This window comes from Pseudomonas sp. Pseu.R1 (genome assembly GCF_045764065.1).
GTDB lineage: Bacteria > Pseudomonadota > Gammaproteobacteria > Pseudomonadales > Pseudomonadaceae > Aquipseudomonas.
Genome location: NZ_JBJGEE020000001.1, coordinates 5,469,349 through 5,493,737 on the forward strand (window position 1 = coordinate 5,469,349; position 24,389 = coordinate 5,493,737).

The 24,389-nt window shown below is 61.1% G+C and carries 22 protein-coding genes; 5 read left to right on the plus strand and 17 right to left on the minus strand.

From position 1 onward, the window contains the following. Nucleotides 1-77 precede the first annotated feature (77 nt). On the plus strand, nt 78-992 hold the full coding sequence (locus tag ACI5GA_RS24945) for a LysR substrate-binding domain-containing protein (RefSeq protein WP_404633106.1): 915 nt from the start codon (nt 78-80) through the stop codon (nt 990-992). A gap of 163 nt (nt 993-1,155) precedes the next feature. Here the strand turns inward: ACI5GA_RS24945 and leuD are convergent, their stop codons facing one another. The 10 genes from leuD to ACI5GA_RS24995 all read right to left on the minus strand — a co-directional run bounded on the left by leuD (nt 1,156) and on the right by ACI5GA_RS24995 (nt 12,671). Beyond that, nucleotides 1,156-1,764: a 3-isopropylmalate dehydratase small subunit gene (gene leuD / locus ACI5GA_RS24950; protein ID WP_421424690.1), complete on the minus strand. Its 609-nt coding sequence runs from the start codon at nt 1,762-1,764 to the stop codon at nt 1,156-1,158. 1 nt (nt 1,765) lies between these two features. Next, entirely contained in the window at nt 1,766-3,187 is a 1,422-nt protein-coding gene (leuC, locus tag ACI5GA_RS24955; RefSeq protein WP_421424691.1) for a 3-isopropylmalate dehydratase large subunit, read from the minus strand. Between the two features lie 204 nt (nt 3,188-3,391). Further along, entirely contained in the window at nt 3,392-4,996 is a 1,605-nt protein-coding gene (locus ACI5GA_RS24960; RefSeq protein ID WP_404633112.1) for an inorganic phosphate transporter, read from the minus strand. Nucleotides 4,997-5,345: 349 nt separating this feature from the next. Continuing rightward, the gene (locus ACI5GA_RS24965; RefSeq protein WP_421424692.1) at nt 5,346-6,362 is read right to left on the minus strand and encodes a transporter; all 1,017 of its coding nucleotides are present in this window, start codon (nt 6,360-6,362) and stop codon (nt 5,346-5,348) included. 129 nt (nt 6,363-6,491) lie between these two features. Further along, nucleotides 6,492-7,325, minus strand: coding sequence for an aldo/keto reductase (locus ACI5GA_RS24970; RefSeq protein WP_421424693.1), 834 nt, complete (start codon nt 7,323-7,325; stop codon nt 6,492-6,494). Nucleotides 7,326-7,540: 215 nt separating this feature from the next. Further along, nucleotides 7,541-8,983 carry an efflux transporter outer membrane subunit gene (locus ACI5GA_RS24975; protein ID WP_421424695.1) on the minus strand — a complete coding sequence of 481 codons (1,443 nt, stop codon included), beginning with the start codon at nt 8,981-8,983 and terminating at the stop codon, nt 7,541-7,543. Continuing rightward, a complete protein-coding gene (locus ACI5GA_RS24980) occupies nt 8,980-9,897 on the minus strand; it encodes an efflux RND transporter periplasmic adaptor subunit (RefSeq protein WP_404633120.1) in 918 nt (305 codons plus the stop codon). Before ACI5GA_RS24980 ends, ACI5GA_RS24975 begins: the two co-directional genes overlap by 4 nt. A 1-nt stretch (nt 9,898) precedes the next feature. After that, nucleotides 9,899-10,108 carry a DUF1656 domain-containing protein gene (locus ACI5GA_RS24985; RefSeq protein ID WP_404633556.1) on the minus strand — a complete coding sequence of 70 codons (210 nt, stop codon included), beginning with the start codon at nt 10,106-10,108 and terminating at the stop codon, nt 9,899-9,901. 14 nt (nt 10,109-10,122) lie between these two features. Then, nucleotides 10,123-12,213, minus strand: a complete 2,091-nt coding sequence (locus ACI5GA_RS24990) for an FUSC family protein (protein ID WP_404633558.1) — start codon at nt 12,211-12,213, stop codon at nt 10,123-10,125. Between the two features lie 5 nt (nt 12,214-12,218). Further along, nucleotides 12,219-12,671, minus strand: coding sequence for a MarR family winged helix-turn-helix transcriptional regulator (locus ACI5GA_RS24995; RefSeq protein WP_404633122.1), 453 nt, complete (start codon nt 12,669-12,671; stop codon nt 12,219-12,221). A 490-nt stretch (nt 12,672-13,161) separates the two neighbouring features. Here ACI5GA_RS24995 and ACI5GA_RS25000 point away from each other — a divergent pair, with 490 nt between their 5' ends. Further along, nucleotides 13,162-13,830, plus strand: a complete 669-nt coding sequence (locus ACI5GA_RS25000) for a polysaccharide lyase family 7 protein (protein ID WP_421424697.1) — start codon at nt 13,162-13,164, stop codon at nt 13,828-13,830. Between the two features lie 129 nt (nt 13,831-13,959). On the opposite strand, the gene ACI5GA_RS25005 is transcribed toward ACI5GA_RS25000, so the two are convergent. Together ACI5GA_RS25005 and ACI5GA_RS25010 are read right to left on the minus strand one after the other, a co-directional pair. Further along, on the minus strand, nt 13,960-15,354 hold the full coding sequence (locus tag ACI5GA_RS25005) for a heavy metal sensor histidine kinase (protein WP_421424698.1): 1,395 nt from the start codon (nt 15,352-15,354) through the stop codon (nt 13,960-13,962). Continuing rightward, complete coding sequence (locus tag ACI5GA_RS25010; RefSeq protein ID WP_421424699.1) at nt 15,327-16,022, minus strand: heavy metal response regulator transcription factor; 696 nt, start codon at nt 16,020-16,022, stop codon at nt 15,327-15,329. Before ACI5GA_RS25010 ends, ACI5GA_RS25005 begins: the two co-directional genes overlap by 28 nt. A gap of 218 nt (nt 16,023-16,240) precedes the next feature. On the opposite strand from ACI5GA_RS25010, the gene ACI5GA_RS25015 reads away from it, so the two are divergent. The 3 genes from ACI5GA_RS25015 (at nt 16,241) to ACI5GA_RS25025 (ending at nt 18,388) form a co-directional block, all read left to right on the plus strand. Continuing rightward, a complete protein-coding gene (locus ACI5GA_RS25015; protein WP_421425536.1) occupies nt 16,241-16,846 on the plus strand; it encodes a hypothetical protein in 606 nt (201 codons plus the stop codon). 155 nt (nt 16,847-17,001) lie between these two features. Then, entirely contained in the window at nt 17,002-17,625 is a 624-nt protein-coding gene (locus ACI5GA_RS25020; RefSeq protein WP_421424700.1) for a cytochrome b/b6 domain-containing protein, read from the plus strand. Further along, nucleotides 17,618-18,388: a molybdopterin-dependent oxidoreductase gene (locus ACI5GA_RS25025; RefSeq protein ID WP_421424702.1), complete on the plus strand. Its 771-nt coding sequence runs from the start codon at nt 17,618-17,620 to the stop codon at nt 18,386-18,388. Before ACI5GA_RS25020 ends, ACI5GA_RS25025 begins: the two co-directional genes overlap by 8 nt. A 195-nt stretch (nt 18,389-18,583) precedes the next feature. Here the strand turns inward: ACI5GA_RS25025 and efeO (ACI5GA_RS25030) are convergent, their stop codons facing one another. The 5 genes from efeO (ACI5GA_RS25030) to ACI5GA_RS25050 all read right to left on the minus strand — a co-directional run bounded on the left by efeO (ACI5GA_RS25030) (nt 18,584) and on the right by ACI5GA_RS25050 (nt 24,319). Next, complete coding sequence (efeO, locus tag ACI5GA_RS25030) at nt 18,584-19,405, minus strand: iron uptake system protein EfeO (protein WP_404633134.1); 822 nt, start codon at nt 19,403-19,405, stop codon at nt 18,584-18,586. Nucleotides 19,406-19,432: 27 nt separating this feature from the next. Continuing rightward, nucleotides 19,433-20,752 (minus strand): iron uptake transporter deferrochelatase/peroxidase subunit, encoded by a 1,320-nt coding sequence (gene efeB / locus ACI5GA_RS25035; RefSeq protein ID WP_421424704.1) that lies wholly within the window; start codon nt 20,750-20,752, stop codon nt 19,433-19,435. A gap of 207 nt (nt 20,753-20,959) precedes the next feature. Next, nucleotides 20,960-22,171 carry an iron uptake system protein EfeO gene (efeO, locus tag ACI5GA_RS25040; RefSeq protein ID WP_404633138.1) on the minus strand — a complete coding sequence of 404 codons (1,212 nt, stop codon included), beginning with the start codon at nt 22,169-22,171 and terminating at the stop codon, nt 20,960-20,962. Nucleotides 22,172-22,179: 8 nt separating this feature from the next. Then, on the minus strand, nt 22,180-23,049 hold the full coding sequence (efeU, locus tag ACI5GA_RS25045) for an iron uptake transporter permease EfeU (protein ID WP_404633140.1): 870 nt from the start codon (nt 23,047-23,049) through the stop codon (nt 22,180-22,182). A gap of 379 nt (nt 23,050-23,428) precedes the next feature. Continuing rightward, complete coding sequence (locus ACI5GA_RS25050; RefSeq protein WP_404633142.1) at nt 23,429-24,319, minus strand: LysR family transcriptional regulator; 891 nt, start codon at nt 24,317-24,319, stop codon at nt 23,429-23,431. Nucleotides 24,320-24,389 lie beyond the last annotated feature (70 nt).

A 24,389-nucleotide genomic window follows, 5' to 3' on the forward strand; every position in this document is an offset into this window, starting at 1 on the left:
TGTTGGCTGACATAACGCTTTCGCCACCCAGGCGGCTCCCACAGGTCATTGACCGAGCCTGATAAAAAGAACCCCGCATGACCTCAAAAAAAGAAGTGGCACCCCTGCCCGAAGACCTGCGGGTATTCCTCACCGTGATCCGCAAGGCCGGTTTTGCCGCCGCAGCGGACGAACTCGGGCTGTCCCCGGCGTATGTCAGCAAGCGCATCCAGATTCTTGAATCGACCCTGGCCACGCGGCTGTTGCACCGCACCAGCCGCAAGGTGGCGCTGACCGAGGACGGTGAGCGGGTGCAGCGCTGGGCGGTGCGGATTCTCGAAGACTTTCAGTTGCTCCATGACGAACTGTCCGACGCCCATTCGGCGCCACGGGGCAAGCTGCACTTGTGCAGCTCGTTCGGTTTTGGCCGCAATCATGTGGCCCCGGCAATCTCGAAACTGGCCGAGGCGTACCCGGATCTGGAGGTGCGTCTGGACCTGTTCGACCGAGTGGTCGACATCGTCAGCGAAGGCTTCGATCTGGAGATTCGTGTGGGCGATGACATCCCCGGACAACACATCGGGCGCCAGTTGGTGAGCAACCGCCGGGTGTTGTGCGCCGCCCCGGATTACCTGGCCCGGCGTGGCACGCCGCAGCAGTTGAGTGATCTGGAGCAGCACGATTGCCTGGTGATCAAGGAGCGCGACAACGCCTTTGGTATCTGGCACGTGGAGCGTGACGGTGTGGCGGAAACGGTGAGGGTCAGCGGGCCGTTGTCGTCCAACAGTGGCGAGATCGTTCTGCAATGGGCGCTGGACGGCAGAGGGGTGTTGCAGCGTTCGTTGTGGGACGTCAAACCGTTTCTTGAGCAGGGGCGGCTGGTGCCAGTGCTGCCTGAATACACCGAGAGCGCCAACGTCTGGGCGGTGTACCCGACGCGGCTGGCCAACTCAGGGAAATTGCGAGTGTGCGTGGAGTTTTTGCAGGCGCATTTTCAGGGGTTGTCGTTGTAAATCACTTGCAGAGCTGCCCCGCCAGATCTGACACGCCGCATTTGCCCACTGTGGGAGCCGCCTTGGTGGCGAATGCAGTGTGTCATTGAACATTGATGTTGCTGACACAGCGCATTCGCCAGCAAGCCGGCTCCCACAGAAGTCACATTTCGTCAGCAGGTTCTCAGACCAGCCATGGATTCTCCGCCAGATGCCGCTGCTGAAACGCCAGAATCCGCTCGCGTTTCTGCAACGTACTGCCAATCGCATCCAGCCCCAGTAACAGCGCGTCTTTTCTCAGTTCATCGATCTGGAACGGCATCCTCCGTCCATCTTGCAAACGGATCTCCTGCGCCGGAAGGTCCACTTCGATGTCGGCAGTGTCTGCCTGGCTGATGAGGCGCCCCAGTGCCTGAACCTGCGCCTCGTCCAGCACGATGGTCAGCACACCGTTTCGCTGGCAGTTGTCGTAGAAAATCCCGGCGAAGCTGCTGCCGATCAGCGCCTGTATGCCCATCTGCTTGAGGCCCCAGACGGCGTGCTCACGGCTTGACCCGCAACCGAAATTGGGGCCGGTGACGAGGAACTTCGCCCCCTGCCATCCCGGTTGGTTGAGAATGAAATCCGGGTTTGGCTCGCCTGAAGGCAGAAAGCGCAGGTCGAAGAACAGGCCCCGATCCAGCCCGGCCCGGTCGATGCCCTTGAGAAATTGTTTAGGCATGATCACATCGGTGTCGATGTTGGCCGCGAGCATCGGCGCGGCCTTGCCGCGAACGTGGGTGAATGGCTGCATCTCAGAGGCTCCCTTGCAGGCTGCGAACGTCGGTCAGGTGGCCGGTGATCGCAGCGGCGGCGACCATGGCAGGGCTCATCAAGTGAGTGCGTGCGCCCGCGCCCTGTCGGCCTTCGAAATTGCGGTTGGTGCTGGAGGCGCAACGGTCGCCGGGGGCGAGCACGTCGTCGTTCATCGCCAGGCACATCGAGCAGCCCGACTGGCGCCATTCGAATCCGGCGTCACGAAAGATCGTCGCCAACCCCTCCGCTTCGGCCTGATCCCGCACCGCGGTAGAGCCGGGGACGATCATCGCCCGCACGTGTTCGGCGACGTGCTTGCCGCGCACGACACTGGCCGCGTCGCGCAGGTCTTCGATGCGTGCGTTGGTGCACGAGCCGATGAAGGCGTGGCTGATGACGATGTCACTCAATGGCATGCCCGCTTCCAGGCCCATGTAGGTCAGGGCGCGGCGCATGTCCTGGCGCAGGATCGGGTCAGCGATGGTTTCAGGATCAGGCACGCTGCCGTTGATCGCTGCCGCCTGATCCGGGCTGGTGCCCCAAGTCACCATGGGCTGCAAGTCGCGGGCGTCGAGGTGGATTTCCTGATCGAACACCGCGTCGTCATCGCTGCGCAGGGTTTTCCAGCGGGCGAGGGCCTGGTCCCACAGCTCGCCTTTTGGGGCGCGGGGTTTGTCCTGTAGGTAGGCGAACACTTTGTCGTCCGGTGCCATGAATGCACCCCGTGCACCGGCCTCGACCGCCATGTTGCAGATGGTCATGCGCGCTTCGACGCTCAGCGCTGCGATAGTCGAGCCGATGAACTCGATGGCGTATCCGGTGGCGCCGGATGCACCGATGCGTCCGATCAGCGCCATGATCACGTCTTTGGAGGTCAGCCCGCTGGACAGACCGCCGTCGACGGTGACGCGCATGGTTTTCAGGCGTTTGTAGATCAGGGTCTGGGTGGCCAGCAGGTGCTCGATTTCCGAGGTGCCGATGCCGAAACCGAACGCACCCAGCGCGCCGTAGGTGGTGGTGTGGCTGTCACCTGCGGCAATCACCATGCCGGGCAGGATGAAGCCCTGCTCGGGTGCGATGACGTGCTCGATACCCTGGCGCTGGTCGAGCACGTCGAACAACTCGATGCCGAATTTTTCGCAGTTGTCGGCCAGGTAGGACACTTGCAGCGCGCCCCCCGGATCGGCCATCGCCGCCACACGTTTCGGCGCGGTCGGGTTGACGTGATCGACCACCGCCAACGCGGTTTCCGGCCGCCAGACCTCACGCCCGGCTTCGCGCAAGCCACTGAACGCCTGAGGGCTGGTGTATTCGTTGATGACCTGGCGGTCGATGTACAGCAGGACATGGCCCTGGTCATCAAGGGTGCACACGGTGTGCGAATCGATGTGTTTGTCGTACAGCGTTCTTTTTGTGGTCATGGCCGGTTCACGGTTCAGGCGGGGTGTAGCGCCCATCTTAGGCAGGCAGGGAGGGGCATCAATGCTCGAACGGTGAGGGCTTGGGACATGGATCGTGTTTGATCGAGCGGTCCACGCGATATCGGCTCCCACAGGAGTCTCGGCGTGCGGTTGAAAAACAGGCGCTTGAGCGCCTGTGAAGGAGAGCACGTGAAGCCCTGTAAATCAGAAAATCTGGGTGAACAGCCAGTACAACCCGCCCGACAGCAGAATCGCCGCAGGCAAGGTCAAGACCCAGGCCATGGCCAGGTTGCGCAGGGTACGCATTTGCAGGCCCGAGCCGTTGGCGGTCATGCTGCCTGCCACGCCGGAGGACAGCACGTGGGTGGTCGACACCGGCAGGCCGTACATGTCCGCCGCGCCGATGGTCAGCATGGCGACCACTTCGGCCGAGGCGCCTTGGGCGTAGGTCATGTGGGTCTTGCCGATCTTTTCGCCGACGGTCACCACAATGCGCTTCCACCCGACCATGGTGCCCAGCCCCAGTGCGATGGCCACGGAGATCTTCACCCACAGCGGAATGAAGCGCGTGGCATCGTCGATCTGCTGCTTGAACTTCGAGACTTTGCCTTGGGTGTCAGCGTCGAAATTGCCTACCTTGTTCTTATCCATCAGGCGAATGGCTTCGGAGGTCAGGTACATGTCGTTACGCACGTTGGCCGTGGCTTCAGCAGGCACTTTGGCCAGCGAGCCGTAACTGGCGACCTGAATGCCGATCTTGCCCGCCATCACCGCCAGCGCAGGCACAAGATCAGGCGTCGGCTGTTTGTCGCGGATGTACTCGGACAGCGTTTTACGCGGGTCAGCAGGTGCAGGGGACGGCACAGCTTTGCTCAGCGCCTGTTGCGTGACTTCTGCCACTGCCGCGAATTGCACCGATTGATCGGCGGGCATGGTGCGGTTCAGCGCATAGGCCATGGGCAGGGTGCCGACCAGAATCAGCATGATCAACCCCATGCCTTTCTGGCCGTCGTTGGAGCCGTGGGCGAAGGACACGCCGGTGCAGGTCAGGATCAACAGGCCGCGAATCCACAGTGGCGGCGGGGTATTGCCTTCAGGCGCCTTGTACAGCGCGCGATTCTTGACGAACGCGCGCAGGGCCAACAGCAACAGCGCCGCACAGGTGAAGCCGACCAGTGGCGAGAGCAGCAGCGAATAGCCGATTTTGGTGGCTTGCGACCAGTCCACGCCGCTGGTGCCGTCGCGCCCGTGCATCAACGCGTTGGCCACGCCGACGCCGATGATCGAGCCGATCAGCGTGTGCGACGACGACGCAGGCAGGCCCAGCCACCATGTGCCGAGGTTCCACAGGATCGCCGCGATCAGCAGCGCGAAGATCATCGCGTAACCGGCGGACGAGCCGACTTGCAGAATCAGTTCCACCGGCAGCAGCGCGATGATGCCAAACGCCACCGCGCCGCTGGAGAACAGCACGCCCAGAAAGTTGAACGCGCCCGACCAGACCACCGCGAAATTCGGCGGCAGCGAATGGGTATAAATCACCGTCGCGACGGCGTTGGCGGTGTCGTGGAAGCCGTTGACGAATTCGAAGCCCAAGGCGATCAGCAACGCCACGCCGAGCAGGAGGAACGGCACCCACGTGGTCACGACCGTGCCCAGATCATCCATGTCCGATTTCAGGCTATAGGCCGTGTACAGCAGGCCGAGCGCGAGGATGGCGAAGAAAATCACCATCGTCAGCACGCCAGGCTTGCGCCCGAATTGAGAACTCAGCCCGGCAGAGCCTTGAGCCAGTGAGGGGGTCGCCATGATTCACAATCCTGTTGAGATGGGATGTGAACAATGATCATTACAAAATGTGACAACGATACGACGCAGGTCAGGGTTCGGGTGGATTTGTCGCGCTAAAGGATGGGTGGTGTTCAAGAAATCGTCTGTAGCTTCGCATTCTGTGTGGGAGCCGCTTTACGGGCGAAAACGGTGGGGCATTGAACACAGGGGTGTCTGACATTCTGCATTCGCCAGCAAGCCGGCTCCCACAGTAATGTGTGTCAGGCCAGCGATTTATCTCTGTGGGAGCCGCCTTGGTGACGAATGCGGTGGACCAGACAACATAGAATCTCCTACGGCCTACGGCCAGAAGCGGATTAGCGCAGCTTCAATAATCCCGACTCTTGCGAAACGCCCAGCGCCCTGCCACGAAGGTAAAGGTCGCCACCAGCACCACCAGAATCCAGAACCCGTGCGGATCGCTGGCCAACGGAATTCCCCCGACGTTCATCCCGAAGAACCCCGCCACGATGTTGATCGGCAGGGCCAGGACGGTTACGACGGTCAGGGTGAACAGTGTGCGGCTGCTCTGCTCGTTGAGGTTGGCGGCGATTTCTTCTTGCAGCAGTTTGATGCGCTCGCCCAGGGCCGTGAGGTCGCTGATGACCAGCGCCGACTCTTCCGTGGATTGACGCAGCTCCTGCAAATCCTCTTCCTGCAACCACTGCGGCGGGCGGTGCAGCAGGCGCATCAGCGAGCCCGGCTCCAATGCCAGCAGGCGTTGCAGGCGCACCAGCACCCGACGCATCGCGCCCAGTTCGGTGCGATTGTTGCTCAGGCGTTCTGCCAGCAGTTGGTCTTCGATACGATCAACGCTGAGGCTGGTTTTGCGCATGAATTGCGCCAGCACGTCGCTTTGATCTCGTAGCAGGTGTGCCAGTAGTTCCAGCGGGGAGCGGAAGGTTTCCCCCTGTTTGACCGACGACCGCAGCCTGTCTACCGAACGCAGCGGTTTGTGCCGTGCCGAAATCATCAGGTTGCTGCGCACACAGACCCAGAGCGTAGCAATGTCGTTGGAAACGCGGTTGAAGTCGAAGACCACATCGTTCACCACTGCCAACAGGGCAGAGTCAACGTGTTCGATGCGGGTCGAGCGCGAGCCTTCATGCAGGGCTTCGAGAAACTCGTCGGGCAAGTCGAGGTTGGTTTTCAACCAACGCTCGCAACTGGCGTGAGCGAGGTTCAGGTGCAGCCAGATGAACTCATCCGGGTTTGCCGGTTGGCGCAGCGCCTCCAGCGCTGTAGGTGAATCGATCTGTTGGGCAGCCTCTCCGGAGCGGAAACGAAAGCCATACAACAGACCGAAAATGTCAGAGTCCTGAGAACGGGCAATGCTTTGGTTCATGAAGGCTCGCAGGCGAAATGTGCCCTGGGGACACAGGATCGAAAGCGGCATCATCGCAAGGCTTTTTGACAGTTTTGTGACGTTTTATGTCTGCGCATTGCGATTTCACGGGTAGGCGCGCGCTGTGCCTCAAACCATCCCCAACGGCCGTTTGCGAATCGGCGCGGGCCATGACGTATCAATCAGCAATTCATCTTCAAGACTCAATTCGATGTTCACCGCCTCGGCGTTCAGGCGCAGGTGGTGAGGATCGACTGCCTTGGGGATCGCAATCACGCCTTCTTGCCTCAACACCCAGGCCAGGCTGATTTGCGCGGGCGTCACGCCATGCTGTTCGGCGATTTGCAGGATGGCGGGGTTCATCAGCAGGTCACCCGCCTGGCCGATGGGGCAGTACGCCATGAGCGGCATCAGGGCGTTTTGCATCCAGGGAATGAGGTCGTATTCGATGCCGCGCTCGGCAGGGTTATAGAGCACCTGATTGGTGGCGCAGTTGGTGCTGGACGTGACAGTGTCGAGTTCCAGCAGATCGGACACGTCGAAGTTGGAAACGCCCCAGCGCCCGATCTTGCCCGCGACCCGAAGCCCTTCGAAGGCTTCGACGGTTTCGTCCAGCGGGTAGGAACCGGGCCAGTGCAGCAAATAGAGGTCGATGTGCTCGGTTTTCAGGCGTTGCAGGCTGCGCTCACAGGCGGCGATGACGCCTTTGCGGCTGGCGTTGTGGGGGTAGACCTTGCTCACCAGCGTGACATGATCGCGCTTACCGACGATGGCTTCGCCCACCACTTCCTCGGCGCCGCCTTCGCCGTACATCTCGGCGGTGTCGATCAGGGTCAGGCCAAGATCGATGCCGTGTTGCAGGGCGGCGACTTCGTCCTTGCGTTGATGACGGTCTTCGCCCATGCGCCAGGTGCCCTGACCGATGACGGGAACGGTTTTGTCAGCCAGTTGCAACGTACGCATGGGGTGCCTCCTGCCGGATGGGTATAAAGAGATCAGGCAGTTTAGGCGGGGAAGGGTTCAATTCAAGCAGCCGTGGCAAGTGTGGCGGCGGGTGCAGAACCGCTGTGGGAGCGAATTCATTCGCGATGACGGTGTTCCAGACGATGGAAATGCAGCGTCTGTGTCGGCCCCATCGCGAATGAATTCGCTCCCACAGGTTGGATCTGTGTTGGCCGTTATTTTTGGGCCTGCGCAGTCGCCTGCTTATTCTCCCAACCCCCACCCAGCGCCAGGAACAAATCAATCTGTCCCATGGCCACTTGCGTATTGGCCGCTGCCAGTTGCGCGGTCACGTCGGTGTAGGTGCGGGTGGCTTGCAGGTCGGCGAGGAAGGATTCTCGACCGGCCATGTAGAACCGGTGGGTCTGATCGGCGGCTTGTTTGGCGGATTCTTCGGTGTCGGCCAGTGCATCGCGGCGCTCCAGCAGGGCGGTGTATTGAGAGAGGCTGGTCTGAGCTTCGCGGATGGCGTTCAGCACCACGCCGTCGAAGTGGGCGAGGGCGGCCTGGTTCGACGCTTCAGCCATGTGAATCCGCGCGCGGGCGCCGTTGGACGGAATGGTCCAGTTGATCAACCCGCCGAAGCCCCAGCGGTTGGTGGAGGGTTCGCCAAGGTCTTTGAGGATGCCGACCGTGGCAACCGTCGCACCGATGCTGATGTCCGGGTACAACTCACCCGTGGCCACACCAATTGCGGCGCTGGAGACGGCCAGACGACGCTCCGCCTGACGCACATCCGGACGCCGTTTGAGCAGGGCTGCGCCATCGCCCACCGGCATCACCTGAGCGATGTGCGGCAGCTCGGCGCACTCGGCCACGCCTTTGGGCAGCTGATCCAGCGGTTTGGCCAGCAGCATCGACAGGCGATACATCCCGGCCTTTTGCGCGGCCTCATAACGCGGCAGGTCGGCGCGCAGGGATTTGTACTGGGTCTGGGAGCGCGTGACCTGGGTTTCGTCGCCACGCCCGGCGTCGCGCAGGCGTTGGGTCAGGGTCAGGCTCTGCTGTTGCAGGTCCAGCGAATGCAGGGCGATGTTGCGCTCTTCGTTGGCCGCGCAAATCTGCGTGTAGGAACGCACGACGTCAGCCACCAGGGTGATCCGCGCGGTGTCCACGGCGGCCTGCGCCGCATCGGTGTTGGCTTCGGCCGCCTCGATGCCGCGCTGCAACACACCGAACAGGTCGAACTGATACGACGTGGTCAGGCCGACATCGCCAACGTTGGCCACCGGCACTTTGTCCTCGATCAGAAACGCCTGACCGGCCTCCTGCAAGCGCTGCGCCCCGGCTTTGGCGGTGTTGGTGAAGCCCCCGGCAGCGTCCGCTTCATCGGTCTGGTAGCGCGCCCGTTGCAGGTTGGCCGCTGCAACGCGCAGGTCGGTGCTGGAAGCCAGTGCCTGACGCACCAGTTCATCGAGTTTCGGGTCGTTGTACAGGCGCCACCAATCGGCGGGGACTGGCGCCGACACCACGTTCGACGAGGTGCCAGCGATCTCACCCTGCAAATCGGGACGATTGACCGCCGCGTCCTTGGGCAGATGGTAATCGGGACCCACCACCGTACAGGCCGAGAGCAACATGCCCAGGCCCACGGTCAACAGGCGCGCACCGGGTTTCATTGAGCGGCTCCTTTGTCAGTGGTTTTGTCAGGGCTTTTGTTAACGGCTCCGTCGTCGATGATCGACACCGTGGCAGTCCGTCCGGCGATCATGCGGAAGTCCGCAGGCACTTCGTCGAAGGCGATGCGCACCGGAATGCGCTGGGCCAGACGCACCCAACTGAACGCCGGGTTGACGTTGGGCAGCAGGTTGTTACCGCTGGTGCGGTCGCGGTCTTCGATACCGGCCACGATGCTGACCACGTGGCCGCGCAGGCGGGCGTTGTCGCCGATCACGCGGATGTCCACGGCCGAGCCGATGTGAATGCCGTCCAGTTTGGTTTCTTCGAAATAGCCATCGATGTGGTACGAGGCGCTGTCCACCACCGACAGCACCGGGCGTCCGGCACTGACGAATTCGCGGTCACGGGGTGCGCGGTCGTTGAGGTAGCCGTCCACGGGGCTGCGGATCACCGAGCGGTCGAGGTTCAGTTGTGCGGCGTCCACCGCCACCTGCGCTTCGTTCAGCGCCGACAGGGCACGGGCTTCCTTGGACTGGCTTTCTTCCAGTTGCTCGCGGGCCACCAGATTACCCAGCCCCTTATTGCGCTTGTTCTCGCGCTGGGCCTGTTCCCAGGTTTCCTTGCGCTCGGCCACGGTCGCCTGAGCCTGACGCAGCGCCAGACGGAAGCGGTCCTGGTCGATGGTGAACAGCACCTGGCCCTTGGTGATCGCCTGGTTGTCGACGACAGAAACTTTCTCGATCAGACCGGACACGTCCGGGGCGATCTGGATCACGTCGGCGCGGATGTGGCCGTCGCGGGTCCAGGGGGCGTACATGTAATACATCACCATGCGCCAGACGACGATCGCGGCGAGGATGACAACCAGCAGTGTCAGGACCACACGGCCCAAAGTCAGGAGAGGTTTTTTCATTTCAGCTCATCAGATAGCGACTGAGGGTATCCACCACGCCGAGCAGCAGGGCGTACAGACCGACGTTGAACAAAGCCCGGTGCCAGACCAGGCGGTAGAAGTGCACACGGGACAGCACGGCGTGCAGCACCAGAAAAATCACGTAAGCGATGCCCATCAGCACCAGAAACGTGGGCAGGAAAATCCCGCTGATATCCAGATCACCGATCATTCCAGTCATACCGATCACAGCGGCGCTCCATCGATGCCATACGGCGGTTGTTCTTCTTGCTCGGCCAGCGCGTCGACAATCTCCACACCCGGCAACAGCGCCAGACGCAAGCCGCTCAAGGCGTGCAACAGGTGCAGGCGGGATTCGTCATCGCCCATCCAGGCGAAGGTCAGCGAGCGGCGTGCGCGGTCCATGGTCATCAACAGGCCCTTGGGCGCAGGCAGACGCTCGCGGGCCTTGAGGCAGTGCTCGAAATACGCCCCCACTTCATCGATCACCTGCCGCAGCAATTGATGCGGCACCGCGTGCACCCGTGGCAGGTAGGCCAGCAAGTCGAGCATGTTCAGCGCCACGCGCACTTCGCGCAGGGCAATGTTGGTGTCCTGCGCGGTGATCGCCAGGCGCGGCAGGTGCTGCATCAGACGGTCGAGCATGCGCACGCCCATTTGCCGGTGCTCGGCCAAGGTCGCTTGTTCACACAGCGACACCACGTCGCGCCAGCTCGACCGGGTCAGTCGCTTGGCGGCGACTTCGGTGCCGAATGGCCGCACGATCAGCGTCCAGACGAAGGCGAACGCCAAGCCTGCGGGACCGGCGAGGTTGGAGTTGAGGAAGTTCAGGAAGTCGGCGTCGTAGGCGCTCTGGATGCTGATGAACGACGAGGTGTTGACGATGGTCAGCAGCGTGCCCAGGTAGAACTTCGGCTGCACGGTCAGTGTGCCGACCACGATGAACGGCACGGCGAAGGCCAGCACCAGCATCGGAAAGTCGTGCAGGTTCGGCAGCACCACGAACAGGTAGAGGCTGGCGAAGATCACCGACAAGAACGTCCAGTAGAAGAACCGGTAAATCTGCGGCGCCGGGTCGTCCATCGCGGCGAAGAAGCTACACGACACTGCAGCCAGCGCCACGGCACTGGCACCGTCTTGCCAACCGAGCAGAATCCACAGCACCGAGGCGACGATGATCGCGCTGACCGAGGTGGCCACCGAGTACAGCATCATGCCTTTATCGAGGTACGGCGACAGGCGACCCAGACGCCAGTGGCGATACACCGCGCGCCACGGGCGATGGTCGTCGGTCTCAATGGCGTGTTGCAGGCTGCGGCAGTCTTGCCAGAGGTCGATCCACTCGCGCAGGCGGTACAACGTGGTGGAGAGCAGCAGTTGGCGGCGATCGTCCAGTTGCGCAGGCGTCGGTTGCAGGCGGTCGAGTTCGTCGTGAAGCGCTTGCCAGTATTGGACGGGTGCACTTTCGGCGGTCTTCTCTACCCAGTCCCGGCACTCGATGATCAGCGGCGCCAGGTCAGCCACCAGTTCGGGCGTGCGGCGCTCCAGTGCCCACAACGCATCGTCGAGAGCGTCGATGGTGGGCAGCAGGTGAATCATCCGCCCGCGCAGTTCTTTGGCGTTGCGCACCGTCTGGCGATGCGCGCCTTCGTGGGGCAACTGGCCAATCATCAGCTCCAGGGTGTTGAAGGTGCCAACCATGGCTGTGCGCAAGGCGCCTACCGCTTCCGGTGTGGCGTTGCGGGCCAGGAACAGGTCGCTGTAGGTCGAGGCGTCCTTGAACCATTTGCCCATGGAGTCGACCAGCACCGGGGCCAGGCGCCGTGGCCAGAACATGGCGCCGATCACTGCCGCGCAGACGATGCCCAGCAGGATTTCTTCGGTCCGCGATACAGCGATGTCGAACACCGCTTGCGGATTGTCGACCACCGGGAAAGAGATCAGCGGCATGGTGTAGCCCGCCAGCATCAGCGCGTAGCTGTTGGCGGTGCGCAGGTGCAGAGACAGAAAGAGCAGGGTGCCGGTCCACAAAGCGATGACCACCGCGAGCAGAAACGGCGTTTGCACGAAGATCGGCACCACCAGCACCGAAGCCGCTGCGCCGAGAAACGTACCGGCGGCGCGGTACAGGGCTTTGGAACTGGTCGGCGCCAGGAACGGGCTGGACACGATGTACACCGTGGCCATCGCCCAGTAAGGGCGCGGCAATTCAAAAATCAACGCCAGGTAAAGAGCAAGCATAGACGCGGCGAACGTGCGGACACCGTAAAACCAGTCGCGAGAGGGGGGCACGCCCTGAAAGAAGCCTTTGAACATGTCTTTCAAGATGACAGCTCCGGCCCTACGGGGCTGGCTTTGGCGAAGGCCTTGAAGACGCGAAGAGTGGCTTCCAGGTCTGCCGGGTCGATGTCGCCGAACACGTCGCGGCGCAGGCGAATCAATTCGTCTTCGATGGAATTGGCCAGCGTGCGGCCTTCTTCGGTCAGGCTCAGGGCCTTGGCGCGGCGATCCGTCGGGTCTTCGGTGCGCTGCACCAGATTGGCTTTGCCCAACTGGTCGAGCAGGCGCACCAGCGAAGGACTTTCCAGGCCACAGGCCTGGGCGACCGTGACCTGGCGCACGCCTTCACCCAGGCGCGCGATCATCAGCAGAGGGCCTGCACATGCCTCCGACACGCCGTAGTTCACCAGGGTGGTCTGACACACGCGGCGCCATTGGCGGGACGCTGCGACGACGCCGCCGGTGATGTGCATTTGCAGTGAGTCTAGGTTCATGTGAGTGCCGCTGTGTGGAGAGTCGTAGATCGAACGGGATTTGGTTAGGCAGTGAATGATTAGACGCCGTATTATTAGGTTGCTAACTATTAATATCCGGTAACAAAGTTGTTTCGTCAAACGAAAACTGGATGAACGGCAGCGTAGCTGTAGGGGCGAGAAGAAATTCATGACCGTCTGTCGGGCATTTCGGTGGTTTCTGGTTGTTTTTTCACCGGCAGGTCGAAGTGGGCTCCAAAAAAATGGCGGAACCGATGTGCCCGGAATCCGCCAATTTGATCAAAAAATGCGCAATCGCGTGTTTGAATTGTTTGATCTCAAAATAATAGCCATCGGTGTTTGCGGGTGGTCTTTGGCGATTTCTTGACGGGGTAGGGCGGCTAAAGAACAACCGATTCAGCCGATAGCAAAGGCGACAGGCAACGGGGCCAGAACCCCCGTTCCAGAGACCTCCCTTTGCTGGTGCGCAATGCGCACCCACGAGTGCAACATGATCGACCTTGCTACCTGGAACCTCTCCGTCCCCGTCGGTATTCCTGCCGCGACCATCGACACGCCCAAGTTGGTGGCGGGTTATCAGGATGGTTATTTCCGCTCCGGCGACACGCTGTTCTTCTGGGCGCCGGTGACCGGCTCGCGAACCGACAACGCGGTCTACCCGCGCACTGAACTGCGAGAGACCTACGCCAACGGCGCGGTGCACAACTGGACCTACAACCAGGCGGACAATTTTCTGCGTGCGGCGTTGACCGTGGATCAGGTGCCATCGTCCGGCAAGATCGTCATTGGTCAGATCCACTGCTATGGCAGCACCGAGCCGTTGATCAAGCTGGAGTATCAATACAAGGAGAAAACCCAGACCGGCAATCTGGTCATCAAGTACCGCGTCACGCCAACCTCAGAGCCTGAAGTGATTCAACTGGCAACCAGTGTGCTGCTCAAGGAGCGTTTCACCTACACCATCCACCTGACCCCGGCGGGCAACCTTACGGTCAATGCCCACGAGATGCAGTGGGACAGCAAGCTCGATGCGACCTGGAACGGCAAGCAGCTGTATTTCAAGGCGGGGGTGTACACCCAGGACAACACCGGGTACGCGACCGAGGGCGGGGCGGCGACGTTTTACAAGTTGCAAGTGACCCACGACAAAAAGGCTTGATCGGATGCGATCGTTGTGGGAACCGGCTTGCTGGCGAAGGCGTCGTATCAGGCAGCACAACAGTGGATGAAACATCGCTTTCGCCAGCAGCCGGCCCCCACAATCCGGACCAGACGCAACGCAATTGCATCAATCAGGTTGAAACATCAAAGCGAAACGGATTTGTCTTTCTGAGGGCTGGTCGACTGTCACCTCACCCCCATGCAACTGCATGATCGCCGCCACAATTGCCAACCCCAGCCCGTTGGAATCCGAGCTCTGATGGCGAGAGGCGTCGACGCGGTAGAAACGGTCGAACAGCTTGCTCAGGGCCGCTTCGCTGAGGTTCGGCCCCTGATTCTCCACTTCGATGCGACAGTGTTCAGTGCTTCGAACCACGCGAATGTTGATCTCGCTGTGTTCGTCGGCATAACGAATCGCGTTAGCCACCAGATTGCTCAAGGCCCGGCGCAGCAGCAATGGGTCGGCATTCAACACGCCGTCGCCTGTAGTGCGTAGGGTCATTTTTCGTTCTTCGGCCAGGCCTTCGAAGTAGCCGGTCACCCGTTGCAGCTCATCCGCCAGCTGCAGCGGCTGACGATTCAACGCCGCTTGGGCGTCATCGGCGCGGGCGAGGAACAGGATGCTTTCGACCATGCGCGAGATGCGTTCCAGCTCTTCCAGATTCGACGCCAATAACGTCTGGTATTCATCTACCGAACGGGGTTGGCGCAACGCAACCTGACAATGCCCCATCAACGATCCCACCGGGGTGCGGATTTCATGGGCAAGGTCGGCGGAGAACTGATTCAGTCGCTCGTAGCCGTCGGCCAGGCGGTCGAGCATGGCGTTGTAGGCGTCACTCAGTTGTTGCAGCTCCACCGGCGTATCGCCGCTGTCCATGCGGCTGTCGAGGCGTGCCGGGGTGATGGCTGTGGCGTGTTCGGCCATCTTGCGCAATGGGCGAAGGCCGCGACGCAACAACACGTAGCCCAGCAGTGCGGTGACCAGAAAGGCCAGTGCCACCGCCACCAGGATCCGGTTGCGGAAGTTGGCCAGGGTGGCCATTTCCTTGACCGCCAGATGCGCAGCGGTCAAATGCACGGTCTTGCCGCCGGACATCGCCGCCACCGTGGCCGCGCGCATGGGCGCATCCGGGTTGGCCGTGCCGCTGCGCAGATCACTCACGTTCAATGCCTGATCCGGCGCCACCACTGGCGTCTCGGGCAAGGGAGCATGCAGTGGATTGACCAGGATCACGGGCGTCTTGCCCGGCTCGCCGATGATGAAGATGTCGTCCTCGCTGTCGAGCATGTTCTCGAACAACTGAGGGCTGCCGCGCAGGGTGTCGAGGGTCAGGTCGTATTGCAGCAGTTTGCGAAAGTGATCGAGCCGGGCCAGCACCGCGTGGTCGCTGCGGGTCATCACCGAGGCTTTCATGGTTTCGTAGAGGTACATCCCGGCGCTGGCCACGGCCAGCATCGCCACCACCGCAAAGGCCAGGGTCGAACGCAGGGTCAGAGAGGGTGGGCGTCGGGCTCGCATGGCCGTACCTCGCAGACATAGCCGATACCGCGCACGGTGTGAATCAGCTTGACCGGGTAGGGCAGGTCGACCTTGCTGCGCAGGCGTTTGATCGCCACGTCCACCACATTGGTGTCGCTGTCGAAGTTCATGTCCCAGACTTCCGAAGCGATCTGCGCGCGTGACAGCACGTCACCTTCGCGACGTAGCAACAGGTGCAGCAGGGCGAATTCCTTGTTGGTCAGGGTGATGATCTGGTGCTGGCGGGTCACGCGGCGGCGCAGCAGGTCCAGCTCCAGATCGGCCAAATGAAAGTGATCGGCCTCGCGCACCACGCCACGGCGCAGAATCGTGCGGATGCGCAGCAGCAGTTCGGTGAACGAAAACGGCTTGACCAAGTAATCATCGGCGCCCAGCTCCAGCCCGCGAATACGGTCTTGCAACTGGTCGCGGGCGGTGAGGAACAGCACCGGCACGTCCTGTTTGGCGCGCAGGATTTCGATGATCTGATAGCCGTCGATGCCCGGCAGCATGACGTCCAGCACCAGCAGGTCATAATGTTGCTCCAGCGCCATGTGCAGGCCGTCGGCGCCGTGCTGCGCCCAGTCGACCTTGTAGCCGGATTCGCTGAGTCCTTTCTTCAGGTATTCGCCGGTCTTGGTGTCGTCTTCGATCAGCAGGATGTGCATCGTAGGGCTCGCATTGCATCGTGTGGGCAGTTTAACCAACCTGTCCGGCGCGGGCGGTTACATTTTTGTCATTGAAGGACCCAGCGGCGCTGAGTATGCGAATGACAAAAATGTCATCCGGCGGTCATGGTGCGGTACCGGTTGGTTGGACAGGATGAACCTCATTCAACCCGCAATGCCTACGTTATGAACCTGCCTGGAAGGAACTCGTCATGAACATGAAGACCGCTTTGTCCTCTACCTTTGGCCTGCTGATGCTCAGCGCTGCTGTCATGGCCTGCGCCGCCGACATGCCGGTGGTCAAACCCCTGCGCGGAACCGTCGACAGCGTCGACAACAACACCTTGAACTTCACCACCCGCACGGGGGCTCACCAGAGCATTGGCCTGACTGACAAGACCGGCGTGCGTCTGGTGTCGAAGGCTGATATCGCGTCTATCAAGTCCGACAGTTTCATCGGTTCGGCGGCCACCCCGCAGGCTGACGGCACCTTGAAAGCGCTGGAAGTGACGGTGTTCGAAGCCAGCCTCAAGGGCAGTGGCGAAGGGCACTACGGCTGGCAGAACGCTGACGGCAGTACCGGCACCATGACCAATGGCACCGTGGGCAAACTGACCAACGCCAATGGCCGCACCTTGAGCGTGAGCTACAAGGGTGGCGAGAAACAGTTGGTGGTGCCGGAAGACGTGCCGATTGCTTATGTGGAGGCGGGCAAGGTGAGTGAGTTGGTCAAGGGCGCCAAAGTGGTGGTATTCCCGGCAGAAGACAGCAAGACTGCGCGCGGTGTGGCCGTCGGCAAGGATGGCTTCCAGCCGCCGATGTAAGGACGGCTGCGGTGCATCTGTTGCACCGTGTCGTCCCTTTCGCCAGCAAGCCGGCCCTCACACTGTCTGATGTTGTCATCTACATTTGTGGGAGCCGGCTTGCTGGCGAATACGGACGTACAGGCGCAGTTGGCGTTCAGGAGGAGCCTCAATCCATGAAAAAAACCAGCATTCACCCTTGGCCCATCCGCCTCACGCACTGGATCAACGCCTTTGGCATGGTCTGCATGTTCATGAGCGGGTGGGGGATTTACAACGCATCGCCCTTGTTCCACTTCGCCTTTCCCCGGGATTTCACCCTCGGCGGCTGGCTCGGCGGTGCGCTGGCCTGGCACTTTGCCGTGATGTGGCTATTGGTGATCAACGGCCTGATCTACGTGCTGTATGGCCTGTTCAGTCGGCACTTCAAACGTGATTTCTTGCCGGTCACCCCCAAGGCAGTGAAGCGCGATCTACTCGACGCGCTGCGCTTTCGCCTCAAGCACGAAAAGGGCGTCTACAACGCCGTCCAGCGTTTGATGTACTGGCTGGTGTTGGCAGCAGGCGTGTTGATCGTCGTCTCGGGTTTGGCGATCTGGAAGCCCATTCAACTCCAGGAACTCACCGCACTGTTCGGTGGGTACGACTTCGCCCGCTACGTGCACTTTGCGGCGATGGCGGCGATTGGCGCGTTCGTGGTGGTTCATCTGGCGCTGGTATTACTGGTGCCGAAAACCCTGTTGCCGATGATCACTGGCGGTACGCGGGTGATGGATAACGGAAAGGTCGAACATGATTGAACCGAAGAAACGCGCGGTCCAGCGCATCAAGCTGGAACCGGCGCAGCAGACGCGGTTGGAAAACCTGCAACGCCGCCACTTTCTCAAAGGGGGCCTGACCGTGGGCGCCATGGCCATGCTCAGCGGCTGCAACCTGCAAGATGGCGATCAGGTGGACAAAGTGCTGTGGGCCATGTCGCGTTGGAATGACCGGGTCCAGGCGTGGCTATTCAGCGGGCAGAAACTGGCGCCGACGTTCAGCAAGGACAAGATCCGTAACCCGTTTCCGTTCAATGCGTTCTACAGCGAGGATGACATTCCCGACTTGGACGTGGCGGACTGGAAACTGGGCGTCTCGGGCCTGGTGCGGGACAAGGCATCTTGGACCCTTGAGGGTTTACGCAAACTGCCGCAACGCACCGACATCACGCGGCTGATTTGCGTCGAAGGCTGGAGCGCCATCGGGCAGTGGGGCGGGGTGCCGTTGAAGACCTTTCTCGAATATGTGGGCGCTGATACGACCGCGAAGTTCGTTGGCTTCAAATGCGCGGATCGCTACTACTCAAGCCTGGACATGCCCACCGCGTTGCACCCGCAAACCCTGCTGGCGCTGGACTTCGGCGAGGTGGCGTTACCACCGAGCTATGGCTACCCGCTGCGCATTCGCGTGCCGACCAAACTGGGCTTCAAGAACCCCAAGCACATCGTCGAGATCTTCGTGACCAACGATTATCCGGGCGGGTATTGGGAGGATCAGGGGTACAACTGGTTTAGCGGGATTTGATCCTGTTGGCTCAGCTCTGTTTTTGATTCGCCTGATCGTTCCCACGCTCCGCGTGGGAACGCCGTTCTGGACGCTCCACGTCACGCGGAGCGTGGGCATGCGCCGCGGGCGTGGCACGATCAATTCATCTTCATCCGCCAATAAAAACCGCCTGCCGAGCGATCGGCAGGCGGTTTTTTCAACGCGTTTTCAAACTCAGTTCAGACCGAGTTTGCCACGCATTTGCGACAGGTCTTCAGCCAGGGTGTTGACCGGGCCAGTCAGGGCTTTGCGGTCGTTTTCCTTGACCTTGTCGTAAGTTTCGAAACCGCCATCCTTGGTTTTGTACTTGGCCAGGATCTTGTCTACGGTGGCGAAGTTCTTATCCACCTTAGCCACGAACGCAGCGTCGGATTTCTGCAGTTGTGGTTTGAACAGGTCGACGATTTTCTTCGCGCCGTCCACGTTGCCCTGGAAGTCGTACAGGTCGGTGTGGCTGTAACGATCTTCTTCACCGGAGATCTTGGTAGCTGCCACTTCTTCCAGCAGGGCCGCGGCGCCGCCGACCACTTTCTCTGGCGGGAAGGTCAGGTCGGCAATACGCGATTGCAGGTCTTTGACGTCAGTCATCAGCTTGTCGGCCAGTGCTTCCTGACCTTTGGTGGTGTTCTTGGCGAACAGCGCGTGCTCCAGACGGTGGAAGCCGGTGAAGTCTTCGGCTTCAACGCCTTTCTCGTGGTCGTCTTCGCGGGAGTCGATCGACTTGTCCAGGTCATCGAACAGCTCGGCGATCGGCTCGATGGATTCGTAGGCGACGCGAGTGGTCGGGTACAGTTTCTTGGCGGTGGCCAGGTCACCTTTCTTGATCGCGTCGGTGAACTTCTGAGTGTCGGCGGCCAACTTGTCGACGTTTTCAGTGACGTAGATCTTGTAGTCGGAAACCGGGGTTACCAGATCCAGCGGTGCCGTGGCCGCGAATACGGACGGGGTCTGCAACAAGCCAAGGGTAACCAACAGCGCGAGAGGCGACTTTTTCATGGAGCTCTTCCTGTGAGGTAAGGGTTGTCAGGCAGTTTTTGTTTTTACAGCTGTAGCCGCGGCCAACAGCGAACGGCCGATGAAATCGTTGTTGTCTTTCACGCCCGGCAGGGTGAAGAAATACCCGCCACCGACAGGCTTGAGGTATTCCTCCAGCGGCTCGCCGTTGAGGCGGGTCTGCACGGTGATGAAGCCTTTTTCCAGGTCCTGCTGGTAGCAGATGAACAGCAGGCCCATGTCCAGCTGGCCGTTTTTCATCACGCCGTTGGAGTAGTTGAACGGGCGCCGCAGGATCAGGTTTTTCTGCGAATCGTGGGTACGTGGGTTGGCCAGGCGGATGTGCGAATCGAGCTTGGTAACCTTGCCTTCCGGGTCTTTGGTGTAATCCGGAACGTCGGTTTCGGTCTTGCCGTCCATCGGCGCACCGGTGGTTTTCTTGCGGCCGAAAATCGATTCCTGCTCTTGCAGCGGGGTACGGTCCCAGCGCTCGACCAGGTTGCGGATGATGCGCACCGCCTGGTAGCTGCCGTTGGCGGCCCAGGCCGGTTCGTCGCTGCCCGCTTGCACCCAGACCACGTCGTTCATGGTTTTCTGGCTGTTGGAATCCGGGTTGGCCGAGCCATCACGGAAGCCGAGGAAGTTGCGCGCGCTCTCAGGCTGTTGGCCAGGCTTCAACGGCGCTTGAGCCGGTACGGTGCCTTCCTGTTTCCAGCGCACCATTAGCAGGTCCGGCAGGTTCTTCACGATGTCACGCAGGGCGTGAATGTTGCTGTCCGGGGCGTTGGAGCAGAACTGGATGCTCAGGTCGCCGTGGCAACAGGCCGCTTCCAGTGCGTCGTTGGGGAAACCGACCATGCGTTGCAGACGTTTGGGTTTCACGTGCTCCAGGCCGAAGCGCTCGTCGAACAGCGAATCGCCCACCGAAACGGTGATGGTCAGGTTGTCCGGGGTGACCACCGGGCCGAGGATGCCGGAATCCAGCGGCGGCAGTTTCGGGTCGACCTGGGGCACTTCACCGCCGGTCATCAGGAACGCGATGCGCTCGTTGAGGGTGCGGAACAGGCGCTCCAGATCGTCGCGATCCTGCGCCAGCACGTCGAAGGACACCATCATGCCCGCAGCCGGACGTGGGGTGACGATGCCGCTCTGGTGCGTGCCGTGGAACTCGTTGTGGTCCTGGGTTTTTTCGCTTTTCGGGGCTTCGGTGACTTGCGCAGGCGCAGTGGCGGCCATGGCATTGCCCGCCAGGCTGGCACCGGCAATGGCGGCACCGGCGGCACCCAGGCCCATCAGGACACGGCGGCGCTCAGCGGAAATCGGGGCGTTGGATGAATCAGAGTCTTTCATGTGAATACTTTCTTAGCTCGGGTTTCAGGGCCGGGCGGGCGCTAGGCTGTGCACGAAAAGTCTTGATACTCGGTCATACTGCGTTGAAAACAGCCTCGGAATGCTCATTTACAACCCGTAAACTCCGCTTCCTCGGCTGTTTTCGCCTTGCCTTACCTTCGTCTCAAAACATTTCGTACAAAGCCTAGGGCACCCGCCAGGGCACGCTTACAGGCCGGTGAGGCCCAGGGCCGGGTCGATTCCATCGAGTGCATCGGCCAGAGCCTTGGCCTTGTCCGCAATTTGTTTTCGTTGTTCGGTGCTGACCTGGTCGTACGGCGTGTAGCCGTTGTCGGTCTTGAGCATCAGCAGTTGATCGTCCAGCGCGGTGGCCGCGTCGTCGATCTTCTTCAGCACATCGTTCCAGTTCTTGGCCAACAGCGGACGCAGCAGGTCGACGACCTTGCGCGTACCTTCCAGGTTGGCAGCGAAACCGGCGGCATCGAGGTGGCTGTAACGCTCTTCCTCGCCATTGCTGCGGATGTCAGCCAGGCTGCGCATGTTGCGCACCACCATGCTGGCCAGTTGCTCAGGGGCGATGCTTTGCGCCAGCAGCTGGGTTTTCAGGGTGGTGAGGTCGGTTTGCAGCTTCTGAACGACCGGGGTCAGGCCGTCCAGCGACTTTTGCTGGAACAGGCCGAACTCGATGCGGTGGAAGCCGCTGAAGCCTGGGTCCTGCTCGCGTTTTTCGAAGTAGTCGGCGCGGGCGTTGACGGCGTTGTCCAGCTCGGCCAGACGCTGGGCGGCCGGAGCGATGCGTTGGTACGCGGCGCGGGCCGGGGCGTAGGCTTGCTGAGCGGCTGCCAGATCGCCGCCTTCGATGGCGGTTTGCAGATCGGTCACGGCGCGGATCAGCGCGCTGCTCTGCGTGCTCAGGTAGACGCGGTATTCAGACAGCGGGCCGATGAACGCGACCATCGACGGACGGGCCTTGGCGGCGGCTTCGGACTCCGCAGTCGGGGTCACGTGCAGCACGCCGCGCGGGTTGCTCAGCAGGCCGCAGGTGATGGCGTAGTCGCCCGGTTGCAGGTTGGCGTTGATGATCTGGCTCAGGCCCGGAACGATGTTTTCACGCTCCTCGACCACCAGCACGCCATCAAGAATTTCCCACTCCACGGCACGCTCGGAAGCGTTGACGATGCGGAACGCGTTTTTGCCCGCCGGAACGGTGATCTCGTTCGGCTCGCAGTTCTTGGCGTGGATGGTCACCACGGTTTCATTGCCGGTGTTGGCCACGCGTTTTTTCTGCGCAGCCTGTGAGGCGAAATAGAACATCGCGCCAGCGGCGATCATCAGAAGGACCGAGCCTGCGACGGCGAATTGCAGGGCGCGAGGCGGCTTGGCTTTCTGTGGCGGAAGGCCGGATGGAGTGGTGGTCATGGTTGCCCTTACTTGTTCGAAACGGAGGAAGAATGGCCGTGTTCATGGACCGGGCGGGTGGGCAGACTCACCACCTTCGCCTGCGGCCTGAAGAACAGGAACAGTGCAAAAACCAGATAGGCCAGGTACGCCACCAGCACGCTGACGCTTGGCGCGTCCTGGTAGCCGAACATGCCGGCCAGCACCGAGCCGGCCGGGCCGTCCATCGGCAGGATGGCGCTGATGTCGAAGACCACGTCCTGGAAGTAGTTCCAGACCCCGGCTTCGTGCAGCGAACGCACCGAGTTGGCCAGAATGCCCGCCGCGACGACGAGGATGAACAGGCCGGTATAGCGGAAGAAGCGGCTCAGGTTCAGGCGCAGGCTGCCTTTGTAGATGGCCACGCCAATCGCCACGGCAATGATCAGACCGAACAGCGCACCCAGCGGGCCAGACGCGCCTTCGCTCTGCTGGAACACCGCCAACAGGAAGAACACGGTTTCAAGGCTTTCGCGGGCCACGGCGAAGAACACCATGGCAATCAGGGCATAGGTCTGGTTTTTCGAACCGGCGAGGGCGGCGTCCAGCGATTGATGCAGATCGTGTTTGACCGAACGCGCCACCTTGCGCATCCAGACCACCATGGAACTGAGAATGACCACGGCTACCAGGCCCACTACGCCTTCGAACAGTTCCTGTTGTTTCTGAGGGAATTCGGCGCTGACCATTTCCAGGCCTCCACCGACGAACAGCGCCAGAGCCGCTGCGAGGAAGACCCCGATCCAGACAGCGGGCATCCACTCGCCGCGGCCGGTCTGTTTCAGGTAACTGGCAATGATGCCTACGATAAGCGCGGCTTCAATCCCTTCGCGCAACATGATCAAAAAAGGAACGAGCATTTATCACCGAAGTAAATCTGATAAGGTGTGCGGCGTGAACGCAGTCGCTAGCCATTCGCGTTCTGCCAATGTGTAACATAATGATACTCATTATTGAATGAGCATACTTGTTTTTTTGCAAAATCCCGGATTTGTGCAGGTGTTCAGGTGGCGTTCAGCCATAAGGGCAGCGGCAAGCTTTCAGCTACAAGCTGCAAGAGGCTTGCTGGCGAAAGCGGTGGTCCAGTGAGATCATTCGTGGCTGACCCTCCGCATTCGCCAGCAAGCCGGCTCCCACAGGTTCAGCGCCGAACGAAAAATCTGGATTCGACGCGATCACTGTGGGAGCCGCCTTGGTGGCGAAAGCAATTGATCAGACACCATAGAATCTCCCACGGATCTAGATTTGTGGCGTGAGTGACGTCTTCATCATCTCCACGAACTTTTCCGCTGCCGGGCTCAGGCCAAACCCCGCTCGGGTAATCAATCCAATCTCCCGATTCACCCCCGCGTGCTCGACCTGCACTTGCGCCAGATCCCCCCGGCCTTCGTCAGCCGATTCTGGCAACAGCGTCATTCCCAAACCTTGCCGCACCAGCGCCATGACCGTGGACATGTAGTTCGCCTCCAGTCCTGGCACCAGGCTCAAACCGGCGTCGGCAAATAACTGCTCGACCCGCTCACGCACGCTGCTGTCGCGCCCCGTGAGGATGATCGGTTCGGCGGCGATATCGGCCAGTGTCACTGAGCGGCGTTTCGCCAACAGATGATCGAGCGGTACGAACAGGCTCAGGCGGTCGACCATCACCACTTCAAAATCCAGCCCGTGGCCCATCCGCGCCCGCACCCCCAGTCCGAAATCCACCTCGCCCTCGCGCACCAGGGCGTCGATGCGTTGCGCCACGACATCGCGCAGGCGCACTTCGACGCCGGGAAACTGGTCGCGGAAGGTTTTCAGGATCGGCGGCAGCGTCCCGGAACACAGCGAGGGCAGGGCGGCAATGGTCACCACCCCTCGGCGCAGGGCCGCCAAGTCGCGGGAGCCACTGACGATGTTGTCCAGATCCAGCAACAGCTTTTCCATCGGCCCGCGATTGTTCTGCCCCGCGGCGGTCAGGCTGACCTGACGCGGGCTGCGTTCCAGCAGCGTGACGCCGAGCCATTCTTCCAGTTGCTGGATTTGTACGGTCAGGGCCGAGGGCGAGAGATTCAGTTCGACAGCGGCCTTGGCGAAGCTGCCGCTGTTGGCCACGGCCAGAAAGGCGCGGATGTGTTGAATCGAGTTTTTCATCGTTCTGATTTTCCGAACATGACCCATCAAACATTTCAATTTACAAATCTTACCCCCGTTTCAATACTCG